The 15,087-nt window shown below is 39.0% G+C and carries 13 protein-coding genes; 6 read left to right on the plus strand and 7 right to left on the minus strand.

Annotated elements, in window-relative coordinates; translation table 11 throughout:
- Positions 1-4: 4 nt before the first annotated feature.
- Positions 5-1,264, minus strand: a complete 1,260-nt coding sequence (locus tag H6G83_RS08015) for a GAF domain-containing sensor histidine kinase (protein WP_190469554.1) — start codon at positions 1,262-1,264, stop codon at positions 5-7.
- Positions 1,265-1,470: 206 nt separating this feature from the next.
- On the opposite strand from H6G83_RS08015, the gene H6G83_RS08020 reads away from it, so the two are divergent.
- Positions 1,471-1,995, plus strand: a complete 525-nt coding sequence (locus H6G83_RS08020; RefSeq protein ID WP_190469557.1) for a DM13 domain-containing protein — start codon at positions 1,471-1,473, stop codon at positions 1,993-1,995.
- Between the two features lie 117 nt (positions 1,996-2,112).
- On the opposite strand, the gene H6G83_RS08025 is transcribed toward H6G83_RS08020, so the two are convergent.
- Both H6G83_RS08025 and H6G83_RS36210 read right to left on the minus strand, forming a co-directional pair.
- Positions 2,113-2,895 (minus strand): nucleotidyl transferase AbiEii/AbiGii toxin family protein, encoded by a 783-nt coding sequence (locus H6G83_RS08025; protein WP_190469562.1) that lies wholly within the window; start codon positions 2,893-2,895, stop codon positions 2,113-2,115.
- Positions 2,882-3,904 carry a type IV toxin-antitoxin system AbiEi family antitoxin gene (locus H6G83_RS36210; protein ID WP_199328360.1) on the minus strand — a complete coding sequence of 341 codons (1,023 nt, stop codon included), beginning with the start codon at positions 3,902-3,904 and terminating at the stop codon, positions 2,882-2,884. Before H6G83_RS36210 ends, H6G83_RS08025 begins: the two co-directional genes overlap by 14 nt.
- Positions 3,905-4,064: 160 nt before the next feature.
- Here H6G83_RS36210 and H6G83_RS08035 point away from each other — a divergent pair, with 160 nt between their 5' ends.
- The 4 genes from H6G83_RS08035 (at position 4,065) to H6G83_RS08050 (ending at position 9,405) form a co-directional block, all read left to right on the plus strand.
- On the plus strand, positions 4,065-6,725 hold the full coding sequence (locus tag H6G83_RS08035) for an MGH1-like glycoside hydrolase domain-containing protein (RefSeq protein WP_190469568.1): 2,661 nt from the start codon (positions 4,065-4,067) through the stop codon (positions 6,723-6,725).
- A gap of 381 nt (positions 6,726-7,106) precedes the next feature.
- On the plus strand, positions 7,107-8,234 hold the full coding sequence (locus tag H6G83_RS08040) for a sensor histidine kinase (RefSeq protein ID WP_190469570.1): 1,128 nt from the start codon (positions 7,107-7,109) through the stop codon (positions 8,232-8,234).
- A 3-nt stretch (positions 8,235-8,237) separates the two neighbouring features.
- Positions 8,238-8,912, plus strand: coding sequence for a response regulator transcription factor (locus H6G83_RS08045; protein ID WP_190469573.1), 675 nt, complete (start codon positions 8,238-8,240; stop codon positions 8,910-8,912).
- 34 nt (positions 8,913-8,946) lie between these two features.
- Positions 8,947-9,405 (plus strand): GNAT family N-acetyltransferase, encoded by a 459-nt coding sequence (locus tag H6G83_RS08050; protein ID WP_199328361.1) that lies wholly within the window; start codon positions 8,947-8,949, stop codon positions 9,403-9,405.
- A gap of 150 nt (positions 9,406-9,555) precedes the next feature.
- On the opposite strand, the gene H6G83_RS08055 is transcribed toward H6G83_RS08050, so the two are convergent.
- The 4 genes from H6G83_RS08055 to H6G83_RS08070 all read right to left on the minus strand — a co-directional run bounded on the left by H6G83_RS08055 (position 9,556) and on the right by H6G83_RS08070 (position 13,616).
- Positions 9,556-10,359, minus strand: coding sequence for a Uma2 family endonuclease (locus tag H6G83_RS08055; RefSeq protein WP_190469576.1), 804 nt, complete (start codon positions 10,357-10,359; stop codon positions 9,556-9,558).
- Positions 10,360-10,824: 465 nt separating this feature from the next.
- Positions 10,825-11,340, minus strand: coding sequence for a DoxX family membrane protein (locus H6G83_RS08060; protein WP_190469579.1), 516 nt, complete (start codon positions 11,338-11,340; stop codon positions 10,825-10,827).
- A gap of 275 nt (positions 11,341-11,615) precedes the next feature.
- Positions 11,616-13,052, minus strand: a complete 1,437-nt coding sequence (locus tag H6G83_RS08065) for an NAD(P)/FAD-dependent oxidoreductase (protein ID WP_190469584.1) — start codon at positions 13,050-13,052, stop codon at positions 11,616-11,618.
- 204 nt (positions 13,053-13,256) lie between these two features.
- Complete coding sequence (locus H6G83_RS08070; RefSeq protein ID WP_190469586.1) at positions 13,257-13,616, minus strand: hypothetical protein; 360 nt, start codon at positions 13,614-13,616, stop codon at positions 13,257-13,259.
- Between the two features lie 211 nt (positions 13,617-13,827).
- On the opposite strand from H6G83_RS08070, the gene H6G83_RS08075 reads away from it, so the two are divergent.
- Positions 13,828-14,886 (plus strand): DMT family transporter, encoded by a 1,059-nt coding sequence (locus tag H6G83_RS08075; protein WP_390821443.1) that lies wholly within the window; start codon positions 13,828-13,830, stop codon positions 14,884-14,886.
- Positions 14,887-15,087 lie beyond the last annotated feature (201 nt).

The following is a 15,087-nucleotide window of genomic DNA, read 5'->3' on the forward strand; positions in this document are numbered from 1 at the left end:
ACTATTAATAAATCACAGGTAATTGAACAGTTACTGTAGTACCTGTTGCCGTATCAGACTGAATAGATAATTCTCCGCCATGAGCATTAATGATGCGTTTAGTGATAGCTAACCCTAACCCAGTACCACTAGGTTTTGTCGAAAAGAATGGCTGAGTCAGTTTTGATAAAAATTCCGGGGGAATTGGTTCACCACCATTGCAAACATTAATGCCAACTTGCTCTGGAGATAACATCTTTACTTCCCATTTAATGGCATTTCCAGGGCAGATTGCTTCACAGGCATTACAGACAATATTAATAAAAACTTGCTTGAGCTTATCTTTGTCACCTAAAATTTTGATAGGAACGGAAGCAGGGATAAATTCAATGTTTCGTGAGATTGCTTCTGGCATCTGGCTAGTGTAATTGAGCAATTCACTCATAAATGTGTCTACATCCAATTCGCATATTTGCAACACCTGGGGTTTGGCATAAAGTAAAATTTCACTCAAGAGATTTTCTAATCTGCTGGCTTCACCAAGTGCTAATGATAATCGCTCTTGTGCAGATTTAGTTGCAACGATTTTCTGGAAATACTTTAATCCCATGCTCATTGTCGTCAAAGGATTGCGAATTTCATGTACAATCATTGCCGCAAATTCACCAATAGCTGCTAGTCGTTCTTGTTCTACAAGTTTGGCTTGTGCTGCTCGTAGTTCTGCTGTACGCTTTTGTACCTCAGCCTCTAGAAGATGATTAAATTGGCATTGTTGCTCATACAAATGATAATTATCAATTGCTGTAGCGGCACGTTCAGCAAACAGTTCACCTAATTGAATTTCTTCCTCGTTAAATTCTCGTGGTTGTTGATGGAAAGAGCAGATAGTACCAATTACTTCCCCTTCCGCAGTCCGTAAAGGTATTCCTAAATAAGCGCAATATCCTTCGGGAGCTTCCCCATACTCTGGGTATTTGTTTGCATCTTCCACTACTAAAGAGCGACCAGTTTCTACAACAGTACCTGTCAGTGAACCGTGCAGTGAATAAAGGTGTTCGCCTTCACCTATGTCAATACTACTGGCTAGTACCTTCTCAAATCCTTGTTGGCACAAGGTTACTACTGACCAATCTACATTTAATAACTCGCTGACTCCACAGGCAACATTATACAGATAGCTATTTAGCTCCCCAGTCCGATAGTTTAAAGAAGATAAAAGTGCGATCGCTCGTCGCTCCCGTTGCCACATTTGATTTTGTAAAGTTTTATTATCTGCTTTGATCATAAATAAAAAAATATTTCTTCAAAATAAAACATTAATCCTGAAATTTTGCTGAGAAATAGCTGATAATTTTCTCAACAGAATATCAGAGTTATAGATACTATTCCTTAGATATTCATAATTTTTTAACTAGTGACTACAGCAATAATCAGATTAAATACCAAGTTAAAAGTTAGTTTCCTCATTATTGTCTTCAGGAATTTTCATTTATGAAAGCTAAACAGTTAGTAACAATCTCACTAGCTTTTCTAGTTATTGTTAGCTGTACCAGACAAATATCAAATCAACAACTTACTACAAATTTTGCAAATGCAGCTACAACCATAACACCTACTGACGGAAATATTTCAGCCCCATCTAATAAATCTGCAAATAAAACTACTATCAAATCAGGTACATTCGTTTCTGGAGAACACACAACTCAAGGAACAGTTCGCATCACCCAAAAAGAAGGTAGGTCTTTTATTGAGCTTGATCAGTCATTTAAAACTTCCACATCAGGGCCAGACTTAGTAGTAGTTCTTCACCGCTCTGATAATGTTATTGGCTCAACTAAACCACCAGCTTATTCTTTAAAAAAAGGAGATTATATAGTTATAGCTCCTTTAAAAAAATATATTGGTACTCAAAATTATCTAATTCCTAATAATATTAACTTAGCAGTATACAAATCTGTTGCTATTTGGTGTCGCCAATTCAATGCTACTTTTGGTGCAGCTAGTTTGAGTAATTAATGACTTTTTAAGAAGTAGCTGTAATTGACAAGTAAAAAATTTATGAGTCTCAAAGTTAAAATCGATTAATCTAGATGGAGGTAAATAACCTCAATTCAATTGAGGAGAATTGTTAGCTCAACTTTGTGAGGATAAAGAACTAACGCCTTTCCGCAACACGTTTAACATATAGCCTAAAGTTTCTGGCTGATCAATATCTAAATTTTCAATCAAGTTGTCCAATAATTTATTTAATTCAATCAGAGTTTTTTCTTGAAGTATGTTGTAAATATCTTGTCCAAGCAAATATATATTTGCATCCAGAAATTCAACTACTCCGTCAGCCAGTTCTTCTGCTAATTCATCATATACTCGTTCTTCATCTTCATACTTTCGTAAAATAAATTCAATATCGTCTAAATCTTTGTTAGTACGTTCTCCACGGTCTCCCCAAGCGAAAACTTTGAGAACTATAAAAGCTGGTGTATCAATCACTGGAATTTCTAAATTTTCAATATCAACAGTTTTAGCAGATGATAGAGCTTCAGCAAACCCCAAAACGTTCATAGGGTTTTCACTGTCAGGCCAAACAATTTCTTGATCAGGTTCACCAATTTCTCCAAATGGTACAATATCAACTTCTATATTAGTTTCAATATGTTTAAACTTATGAGAGTTTTTTGTAGATTTAAAGCGAGGAGAATCACCTTGGGTAAGATATTCACTAAGTTGCTGATAAGTTTCCCAGTTATTTATAGATACTGCCACATCCCAGTCCTTTGTTCTCCTACCTTGAACAGCAAATTTCTGATCGAACATTAATAACCTAGCTCCTGCACCCACTAAAATCATTGGTAAATTTAATTGGCTGATTATGCTTAATAGCTCAGTTAAAACTTGTTTTTCGTTAGAAGTGAGCATTTTTTTGAGCTATTTTTATTATGTATTGATCATAAATACGTTGAGCAGTTTCTCTTAATCGACTATTACCACTCCAAACTAACTCTGCATGAATTAATAATGGATGAGCAAGATTATTTTCCCATCGTCCAAAATTATTGTTTAGCTTATTGTCTTGACCAAAACATTGAAGCAAGACAACACTCCCTTCAGCATCAGGCTTCAATTTTAAATCGACTAATATCTGACGTTCATTGATGTTTTTCTTTACATGAAGAGTTACACTAATAGGATGAAGATATTCAGTCATTATTGAGGCAGCCAGTTCACCACCAATTAAGTAACCGTATAAATTTTTATCCTGGCGGATTCCATCTGCAACGTCCCAGAAGTTGCGTTTTCCAATAGGGCTAAATGTACCGAGCAGTAATTTTGCACGTAACTCTTCAGCATAGCCTAACTCCCATCGCTCAAGAAGTTTGACATAATCAACAATTTCATATCCTTCACGTTTATGTCTAATATAATTTAATTCTTCAAGTTTTTTAATTGTATTTTTTACTGTTTTGGGAGTCACACCGGAAATATCCGCAATTTTTTCATCGTAATCATTATGTAACGAAAGAATTTCTGGTTGTTGAAGCAAAGCATACATGACTTGTAAAGCGGCAGCAGTCAGTACTAAAGATTTATTTATATCCTGTTTTGAAACTTCATTGCGTACAAAAACATAAATTTCTGGACTATTGAGATAAATGTTTCCCCCAATATCAATAAATTCAATATTTTTCTTTAAAAGCTGCTCGACAACTAAACCAGATAAATTACGTGTAACAAGTAAAGCTCTTTGCCCAGGTTTTAGTCTTTGACGTAAATTTGTAAAATATTCTGCAACTTGTTCAAATGAATCTAAAGTAATTCCAGTTTTAATTTCACATACATAGTTTACACTTTTATGAGCGTTTTCAATTATTAACTGGCCATCCGCCAAAACATTGCTAGAAACATAAGGCTCTGCTTGAATAGTCACCTGAATATTAGGCAATGATTCAAGGTACGTAAGACATTTTTGGAACAGTGGGTTTTTGGGAATCATGAACTATCACCCCACTTAACAGCATAGAATTTTATTATAACTCTTGATGAACATTGAGTTTTAACTGGAACAGGAAAAATAAAAGTAGAATGCTATGAGCAAAAACCTCACCCAAGAAGAAATTAGATTAGAAGCAGCCCTAACTCATAAAGCCCATTGGCGGAGGTGGGGGCCATATTTGAGCGATCGCCAGTGGGGAACGGTGCGCGAAGATTACAGCTATAATGGGACTGCGTGGGACTATTTCACCCATGATCAAGCTCGTTCTCGTGCTTATCGTTGGGGTGAGGATGGGTTATTAGGGATTTGTGATAATCATCAACGGCTTTGTTTTGCGATCGCACTTTGGAATGGTGAAGATTCTATCCTCAAAGAAAGACTCTTCGGTTTAACAGGAACTGAAGGTAATCACGGGGAAGATGTTAAAGAATATTACTTTTATTTAGATAACACCCCCACTCATTCCTACATGAAGGCGCTATATAAATATCCTCATCAAGCCTTCCCCTACTCCCAATTAGTAACAGAAAATCAACAGCGTAGTCGTAAAGAAATAGAATTTGAATTGTTAGATACAGGTATATTTGATGGGAACAAATATTTTGATGTATTTGTTGAATATGCCAAGAATAATGCTGAAGATATTCTCATCCAAATTACAGTAGTTAACCGGGGAGCCGAAGCAAAAAAACTGCATTTATTACCTACTCTTTGGTTTCGCAATACTTGGTGTTGGCATGGAGATACAAATAAACCTGTTTTACAAGAAGTAATTACAGATAATGGCTTTCACACAATAGTAGCATTTCATGAAACTCTAGGTAAAAGATGGTTATACTGCCAGCAAGCAAAGGAACTCCTATTTACAGAAAACGAAACAAATCATCAGCGCTTATTTAATACTCCTAATACATCTATTTATGTTAAGGATGGGATTAATAACTATATTGTAAATGGTCAAAAATCAGCAGTAAACCCTGATAAAGTGGGGACAAAAGCATCTGTTAATTATGTGTTGACAGTTGGTGCTGGGGAAACGAAAGTCATCAAATTAAGACTTTGTGATGTACCTAATTTAACTAACCCATTTAATCAAGAGTTTGATGTAATATTTAGCCAGCGTCAACGGGAAGCCGATGAATTTTATCACCGTATTACTCCATTTAACTTAAGTGAAGATATGCGGAATGTGCAGCGTCAAGCATTTGCAGGAATGCTGTGGAGTAAGCAATATTATCATTACATTATCGAGGATTGGCTAAAAGGAGATACCCACACACCAACCCCACCTCCAGAACGTCAAAATGGCAGAAATAAAGAATGGTTTCATCTCTACAATGAAGACATTCTTTCTATGCCTGATAAATGGGAATATCCCTGGTTTGCTGCTTGGGATTTAGCATTTCATACCATCCCCTTAGCAATGATTGACACTGATTTTGCTAAATACCAATTGGATGTTTTAACGCGGGAATGGTATATGCACCCCAATGGTCAAATTCCTGCTTATGAATGGGCATTTAGTGATGTTAATCCCCCCGTTCATGCTTGGGCAACTTGGCGCGTTTACAAGATTGAACAGAAGATGTATGGACGAGCAGACAGACAGTTTTTAGAAAGAGTATTTCAAAAGCTGATGCTCAATTTTACATGGTGGGTAAATCGCAAAGATAATCAAGGTAATAACGTCTTCCAAGGCGGGTTTTTAGGATTAGATAACATTGGTGTATTTGATAGGAGCGCAGCTTTACCTACAGGTGGGCATATTGACCAATCTGATGGGACAAGTTGGATGGGAATGTATTGTTTAAATATGTTAGCTATTTCTCTAGAATTAGCTAAGACTAATCCTGTTTATGAAGACATAGCTAGTAAGTTCTTTGAGCATTTTCTGTACATAGCTGATGCTATGAATAAAATTGGGGAAATGGAAGCTAGTTTATGGGATGAAGCAGATGGTTTCTACTACGATGTGCTGCATCTACCAGAACGGCAGATTACATTAAAAGTGCGCTCAATAGTTGGATTAATTCCTCTATTTGCTATTGAAACTATTGAACCAGACACATTAAAAATGCTTCCTGGTTTTAAAAAGCGGCTGGAGTGGTTTATTAAAAACCGTCCAGATTTACGGCAGAATGTTGCTTGTATGGAAACTCAAGGAGTTGGTGCTAGAAGGTTACTGGCTATAGTTCCAGGGGATAAGTTAAGAAGTATTCTGCAAAAAATGCTCGATGAAAGTGAGTTTTTTAGTCCCTATGGTGTTCGCGCTCTTTCTCGCTTTCATGCGGAACATCCATATACTTTTGATGTCAACGGTTGTCAATTTCGTGTAGATTATGAGCCGGCTGAATCTAGTAGTAGTTTATTTGGGGGTAATTCTAACTGGCGGGGGCCTATTTGGTTTCCCGTGAATTTTCTCCTAATAGAATCTCTGCAAAAGTTTCATTATTATCTAGGGGATGATTTTCAACTAGAATGTCCTACGGGTTCTGGTAAAATGATGAATCTCTGGGAAGTAGCAGCAGAATTATCTCAAAGGTTAACTAGCATTTTCTTGAAGGATGCTGTTGGTAAACGTCCTGTTTATGGGGGAACACAAAAGTTTCAAAATGACCCGCATTGGCAAGAGTTGATTTTATTTTATGAATACTTTCATGGTGATAATGGGGCGGGAATTGGTGCAAGTCATCAAACAGGGTGGACTGGTTTAGTTGCTAAATTGATTCAGCAATTTGGTGAGTATGAAGTGTAGCAGCAGGAAGTTGCTAAAAAGTAAATCAATTCTGTAGGTTGGGTTGGGCGATCGCACCACCCAACAAGTTAACATATTAGACTTCTTGCATAAATCTTTTTTTGTCTCACGCATTCGCGTAGCGTCTCGTAGAGAAGGCGCAAAAACGCAAAGAAAAGAACGCTAAGAACGACTTTTGCAAGAGGTCTATTGAATATATTTGCCTAAAATTAACAGACGATAATTAGGATAGTAGCAGAAAGGTCTTTCAGCGAAAGCTCTAGTTATACTCAGGAAAAACTCATCTTTCTCACAAAAATATATATTAAAGTGAAATTATCTCAATTTTAAACTTAATTGACGAGATGAAATTACTTAAATGTGTACAGATGAGCCATTCTCATGAATTTAGTAAACCTGTTAAAAAGACAATTAGCTAAGGTTCCTTTAGTAAAAATTAATCCCTCTTCACTACAATTTCGGTTGACTGCGGGAATCATCATTATTTTTACTCTTAGTTATAGTAGTTTTACTATTTGGCTAGATTGGGAAATCAAAAAATTTTTCATGGTAACTTTTCAAGAGTATGGTATCTCTTACGATGATCCCAAGCTGTCAATACTGATGCAAAATGTGAAAACTGTGAGTTTGTTTGTAGTGGCTATCACTATAACGATCGCCCATTTACTAGTCAAGCGATCGCTCTTACCATTACAACAGATGAATCAATGGGCAGCAACCTATGCACAAGAATTGACACCCTATCAGCCAAAGTTAACTGGAACACTCAGTGAAGTGAAAGCGATCGCCAAAACCTGGAATGATTTACTCATCAGGCTTACCGATGTTAGAGAACAGCAGCGACAGTTTACCAACGACATCGCCCACGAGTTACGCTCACCCCTGAGTATGGTTTATGCTTATCTGCAAAGAAGCTTGCAACGTAGTCATAACTTAGCCGACTCGCAAAAAGAAGCTTTAACAATGGCAGTTGCAGATGCAGAACGCATGACGCATATATTACAAGATTTACTCGATTTAGCAAGAGCCGGTAGCAGTGCCATGCCTTTGCAAACTGAACAACTAATCATCAATGATGTGATTGCAGACATGGCACAGATGAGCGAAAAATTTGAGTACCGGGCAATTCTCTTGGAACTCGCTCCATTTCCGATCAAAGCTAAAGCAGATCGCACCCAGCTAATGCAGATATTAAATCATTTAATTGACAATGCAGTTAAACACTCAAATATAGATGAGCCAATTACTTTACAGCTAACTCAGGCTGATAATTGGGCAGTTATTCAAGTTATTGATCATGGTTGTGGCATTCCTTTGGCGGAACAGTCGCGGATTTTTGAACCCTTTTACCGCGTAGATACATCTCGTACCCGCGCAACTGGCGGGACAGGCTTGGGTTTATCCATAGTCAAACGCCTAGTGGAACGCATGGGGGGACAGGTGGGGGTTCGCTCAGAACCAGGCTATGGCAGCACTTTTATTCTCAAATTACCAGCGTTAGGCGTGTAAATTATGACTGCACATATTCTGCTTGTAGAAGATGAAGTTAAACTAGCGCGATTTGTGGAATTAGAACTGAGTAGTGAAGGTTATCAGGTAAGCGTAGCTCATGACGGTATTACAGGTTTAACCTTGGCGCGGGAATTAACCCTAGATTTAGCCATTCTCGATTGGATGTTACCAGGATTGACAGGTGTAGAACTTTGTCGCCGCTTGCGGGCTACTGGAAACAAAGTGCCTGTGATATTATTGACAGCCAAAGATGAAGTGAGCGATCGCGTGGCAGGATTAGATGCAGGAGCCGATGATTATGTAGTTAAGCCTTTTAGTATTGAAGAATTATTAGCAAGAATCCGCGCCCATCTACGCCGGACTCAAGAAACAGATGATGATATATTACAGTTTGAAGACTTGAGTTTAAATCGCCGTACCCGTGAAGTATTTCGTGGTAAACGTGCAATTGAATTAACAGCAAAAGAGTTTGACTTATTAGAATATCTACTTTCACACCCGCGACAAGTTTTTACTAGAGACCAAATTTTAGAAAAAGTTTGGGGTTACGATTTTATGGGCGATTCTAATATAATTGAAGTTTATGTTCGTTATTTACGGCTGAAGTTGGAAGAAAATAACGAGAAACGTTTAGTGCATACAGTCCGTAGTGTAGGTTATGTGCTACGGGAGTGAATATAAGAATACTATTTATTTTTAAGGCAAATATATGATACAGATTAACTTTAAATCCGCCGACAATAATGACATTGAATTACTCCTAAACTTGATGCAGAAACTGTATGCAGTAGACAATAGCCTTACTTTTAATACTGTTCTTGCACGTCAGGCGTTAATTCAACTGCTGAGTGATGAATCTCTGGGGAGAATCTGGTTAATTCAATACCAGAATCAAGCCATTGGTTATGTCATTCTCACACTGAGTTATAGCTTAGAATATGGAGGACGCGATGCTTTTATTGATGAAATTTACATCGATTCTGCCTTCCAAGGTCAAGGTATAGGCAAGCAAACAATCAAGTTTCTAGAAGAGGTTTGCATCTCTCTCAATGTTAAAGCATTACATCTTGAAGTTGAACGAGAAAATACTTCCGCCCAAGGTTTTTACCGCCAAGTTGGATTTACAGATCATAATCGTTATTTGATGACAAAATATTTAAATAAGTAAGCGGTCGAAAATAAATCAACATATGTTAAGTAATGTAAAGTTATCACGATTGATTTCGTAGTAAGGACTTTAGTCCTTTTTTGAGGACTGAAGTCCTTACTACAAACCTTGATTTATTCAGTCCGTTCTACTTATCTCAGTTAAGCTACCTTAAGCCAGGGTATCAGGGTCAATACCCAAAGCAAGCAACCTCTTACGCAACCGCGCATTCTCTTGTTCTACAGCTTCCGCCCGTTGACGTTCAGTTTCCGCCCGTTGACGTTCAAATTCCACAGTTTGACGTTCAAGTTCCGCCCGCTCATCACCCGTTAACAGTAAATTACCTTGTTCATCCCACCACCGCAACCAAGGTAACTCTGTATCTAAGATAAAACGACCTGGCCAAATACCCAACTCCACACCCATAGGCTCAATTGGATAATGTCCTCTACTATTAGCAGGTACTCTTTCGTAACGATTACCAATTAATTGATAAACTTCTACAGATGCTTTTTTAACTTCATAAATACCATAGTAAGCAGGACGAATCACATTTTCGTAAATCCAAAATTTTCCTTTATAAGGAGTTTTATCCCGTTCCTCCTCTCCAGTTCCCGAAACAAATTCTAAAACAATCAATGGGGCAATTAACTCTTGCCAAAACACATAAGAACGTCGCAGTTCACCATTAAGAGTTGGAGGAACATTAGGTACATAAAACCAATCTGGCGCTTCTGCACCTTTTTCTGGCGGATCTGTTAACCGCCAGTAGATACCAGAATCTTGACCTATACAATAATAGCCATCAGGATGAATTTCTTGTAATCGTGGCAAGATAGAATCAGTTAATAAAATACTTTGGGGATGTTCTTGGAAATTCTTGCCTCCGGCACGCTTCGCGAACACAAAATTACCATCGGACTCTGGTAGTTGAGTGTGGTCTGGTAGAGTGAGATTATTGGTTAGGATGACCATCGTGTGACCTCACCGAAATCATAAGAGCGCTGATAGTAATTATAGCGATCGCCCACAATCCCCTTGTTTAAATCTGTTAACACCGATTCTATCAGAAGCCGCACTAATTGAAGAAGGCAGGGGGCAGGAGGCAGAGGGCAGGAGGAACAATTAAGAAGGGGATTCAAACCCCTCCTTAATTGAAGCCACTAAACTTTGCTACGCAACGAATTGCGCGAACGTTTTAGTGCGGCGTTTCACCTTACTCCCTCCGGTCGTGGCAGAGGACAGAAAACAGTATTCCTCCTGCCTCCTGCCTTCTGCCCTCTGCCTCTCTTGATAAATCTTGTAGAGACGTTGCATGCAACGTCTCTACAAAAACACATTACCATCAGCGTCATTGGTGCAACAGGCGACAAGATAAAACCGCGTCTTTGATAAAACTGCTTCCCCCAATATATGATAAGTGTTTAAGCGCACATGATATTACATATCTTCGCCAGCAGCATTCACAGTATAATCAGCCATTGCTTGAGTACGACGACGGCTCATTTTCTGTTCGTAAGCATCGTAAGCAATGCACATCCAAATTAAAGTCATAAACATAATATTTTTATTAAAGCTTTCTGCACCATTGGGAAACAAACTACCTGCGGGGATAATACCAAATGCCAGAATAATGCTAAATGTCATGAGAATTAATAATAAACCTGTCCACCGCACCCAATAGTTGAGGGCAAATAACGCACCCAAGACGATTTCTGCTAAAGGTAACAACCAAGCATAGGGAACAGCAATCAATAAAGGTAGTGGCCCCACACCTTCCCATCCAGGGGGAATTCCCGGGCCGATGATTTGCAGTTTTAGAGTTGTGACTGTTTGGTAAAAACCGTTATTGACGCTGAAATTTAAGTAGTTGGCAATACCGGAGAGGAAGAAGAACAAGCCCATGATAATGCGATTAACTGTAACGGCTGTGCGGAGGTTGAGTAAGTAATTCATGGTGAACTCTTCAAAAATTCAGAAAAACAACAACTGAAATCTTGCACCTTCTCAATAAGCAAGTGGTGGGCAATGCCCACCCTACGAAATCATCAGGATTTTAGGCGTTGCTGAATCAGAGTATGAAATATGAAATTAGCTTTTATTTTTCTTTGTAACTTTGCGTCTTTGCGCCTTTGCGTGAGGCAAATTCATATTTTCAATCAGCAACGCCGGATTTTAAGCTTGGATTTTTGCAATAAGATAATGATGCAAGATATAAAACAAGGAAAAATTTATCGAGAGGGGGGTGCAAGGTAATTTAATAATGTGGGAACGCCCGTCCACATGAGACTTTGTTGAAATTGCATCGGTTGGGCAGCCCGCCAAACTAGAGGGGTGGCTAAAATTAATGCAGCTGCGGCGGTAGCAATTCCCGATAACCAAGGTGTTTGTCCTAACTGCATGGGGGTAACGGCGCGGTGACGTTGAAATAATTCGTCTGTTAACCACTCGGTGGTGACTTTGAAGTTATGGGCAGAGTTGGGTAATAGTTGTAAATATGCTCCTTGGCGAATTAGATGTCCGGGTTGTCCTTTGATTTGCACTTTGTTGAATAAGTTCGCCACGCCTTCGTTTAGTCCCAATTTCATCAAAGTACCGCGCATTTGGATTTGTACGGGAATGGTTGGTTTAGCTTCCTTCATGCGCTTGAGATTTTGGGCGATCGCAATTCCTTGTTGATAGGCTACTTGGGCTGTGGGTGGTTGGGGATTTTCGCTATGTGTCGCACAGTCTCCCGCCGCAAAGACTTCGGGAAAATCAGATAGTTGCAATGTAGGTGTCACCAGTAACCGCCCTCGATTTTGAGCAACTGGTAAATCCATTAACAAAGGATTGGGTGCAGTTCCAGCAGTCCAAGCGATGGTTCCCGCCTGCAACATCTGTGTTTTTTCATGCTGCTGATACTCTACACCTTCAGATGTAATTTTAGTCACAGCCGCATCAAAAAGAAAATCCACAGGAATCACCCGATTTTTCATCGCACGCTGGACAGTGCAGCGCAAATGGCTATTAACATCACCTTTGAGAATTTCTCGACTGCGGTTAACTAGGACAATGCGAATTTCGCTACCATCACCACCCAACTCGTCATACCAGATGGGAAGTAAATCTGCTAACGTACAAGCTAGTTCAATACCAGCCGGGCCTGCACCAATGATTGCCACAGTTAGCAGCAGGCGACGATGTTCTGGGTTTGGTGTTTGCAGGGCTTGATATAACCGATGACGCAGGTGTTTGCGGAGTGCGTAGGCGTAGCCCGTCGCAGACATCGCCTCTTCCCCGGATGTAAATGGCATGGCATATTCGGCCGCCCCAGTCGTATTAAAGTAAGTAGTTTTACTACCCAGTGCTAACACTAAGTTACCATAGTCGAACACACCACCAGAAGCTGTACAAACTCGGCGTTGAGATAAATCAATTGATTGCACCCTATCCTTGACAAAGCTAACCTTGCTACCAGCTAAGAGTTCTTGATAACGAGGACAAACTTGTTCGCTGTGTAGTTCGCCGCTTAGTAGCTCATATAACAACGGTTTGAAACTAAAGCGATCGCGCTGTTCAATTAAAATAATCGGCTGGGAGTAATTTTGCTGACTTAAATGCAAAGCTGTAAATAGTCCAGCAAAGCCACCACCCAGGATGACTGTAGGATGAAATGCTTGCTGCATAGATGTATAAGTTACTTGAGAGTTCGTAGTAAAGGCTTTAGCCTTTTCTTTAACAGTGAACAGTGAACAGTAAACAGTTATCAGTTAAATACGAAGGTGAAACACCAGACCAAGTAGTGGAAGGCGTTGATGCGCTGTTACACCATACCATAAGCCTCTTCACTGATAACTGATAACTGATAACTGATAACTGATAACTGATAACTACTTCACTTCATTAGGTTCAAACTTAGCAATCTTCCCTTTTTTCACAGCCACAATCACATCATAAGTTGAACAGTAAGAAAATGTAACATTGTTAGCTTTGTTATAAAGATTAACTACCTGACCCGCACCACCAGGTTGGATACCAATTGGCTCTAAATCACCATAAAAGAAACGACGCAACTGGTCTCCACTACCAATTTGACCCTTATTTTTAGAGATTAATGCTATTTTCTGATTAACAGATAATTCCTGAGCCGATGCTTGAACTAGTGCAGGATTAATTACTTTTAACGGTGCGTCCCAAACAGTTAAAAAACCAGTAAAAGCAACAGTAGCAACCAAAGGTGCAAGTTTCATATTATTTCCTAGATGCTTGAGTTATTCCGAACATCTCAACTATGCCACTGGTAACTGAAAACCTATTGAAGCAATTCCCGAATTTTGCTGAAATTCTCTGTTAAATATATTTAGTATATTCTCAGCATTTTCTCAGCAATGCCTCATGCTCAACTAAAGAATAGCAACTTATGATTATGAACGCAGCTTTAATTATGATCATGTTATTGTGATTACATCCAAAAGACGATATCGCCTAATTCACAGAATTTCGGGACAAACATATCTCTGGTTAGCAATCTTGATTTTTGGCGCATCTAGTGCAGTTACCCGCAAGCTGACAGAAATCGGTACTCATCACTTTGTCGATGGACGTAATCCGATTTCATTGTGTAATGTCCTATTTGTAGGTAATTTGTGTGCCTTAATAGTGATGCTTCTCATCTATGGTAGACAGTGGAACAAACCTACTTTGCTACAACTATCAAGACGGGATTGGATTAGTCTGACAGCCGTAGCTATTTTATCAGGTGCGTTAGCTCCTGGCTTAATTTTTCAAGCATTAGCACTGACAAGCGTGAATAATGTGATTTTGGTAGGACGCATAGAACCGCCTCTGACTTTAGCTTTATCAGTCTGGTTGCTGAAAGAACGGGTAAGTGTTTGGGAATTTATGGGTGCGGTGGCGGCTTCTTTTGGTGTGATCCTGACTATTCTCCTGCAACCGCCAGCCGCAGGTATGGTAAATATGGGAGGTTGGCAATTAGGTTTAGGGGAACTTCTGGTGGCGCTAGGTTCTGTAGCGGTAGTTATTGCTACGATTATCAGCAAAAAGTACCTTTCTCAGATTCCGTTAGGCATTTCTAGTATTTTTCGGACTGGGTTAGGAACTATAGTCTTTTTCTTTACTGCTTTAATACTCTATGGCAGTCACCATTTTACTGATGTATTCTCACCATTTTTATGGCAGTGGATGTTTTTATATGGTGGGTTAATTGTGGTAGTGGGTCAATCATTCTGGACTAAAGGTTTGAAAACTGCTACGGTAACTCAAGCTTCTTTAGTTGGTTCTTTTTCGCCAATCGTCGGTATTATTGCAGCTTACCTGATACTGGGTGAAGCTCCAACTATGGCTCAATATGTCGGTGGTAGCTTAATATTGGTGAGTATATTCTTCAGCCAAATTGGTAAGAGATATCAAGAATCTCGCAGAAAGGCTGCGGTTTCTCAAATTACTACTGTTAAATCTCAAAAAGAGGTAGAAATGGGGATGGGATTTAAGGGGATTTGATTGGGGACTGGCTCTTAAGGGCAGGTTTTTCATAAAGTAATAAGTGAGGACTATAAGATTCACGCTCATTATCAGACTTTCATCTACTTACCAATTACCAATTACCAATTACCAATTACCAATTACCAATTACCAATTACCAATTACCAATTACCAATTACCAATTACCAATTACCAATTACCAATTACCAATTACCAATT

The organism is Anabaena azotica FACHB-119 (assembly GCF_014697625.1).
GTDB lineage: Bacteria > Cyanobacteriota > Cyanobacteriia > Cyanobacteriales > Nostocaceae > Trichormus > Trichormus azoticus_A.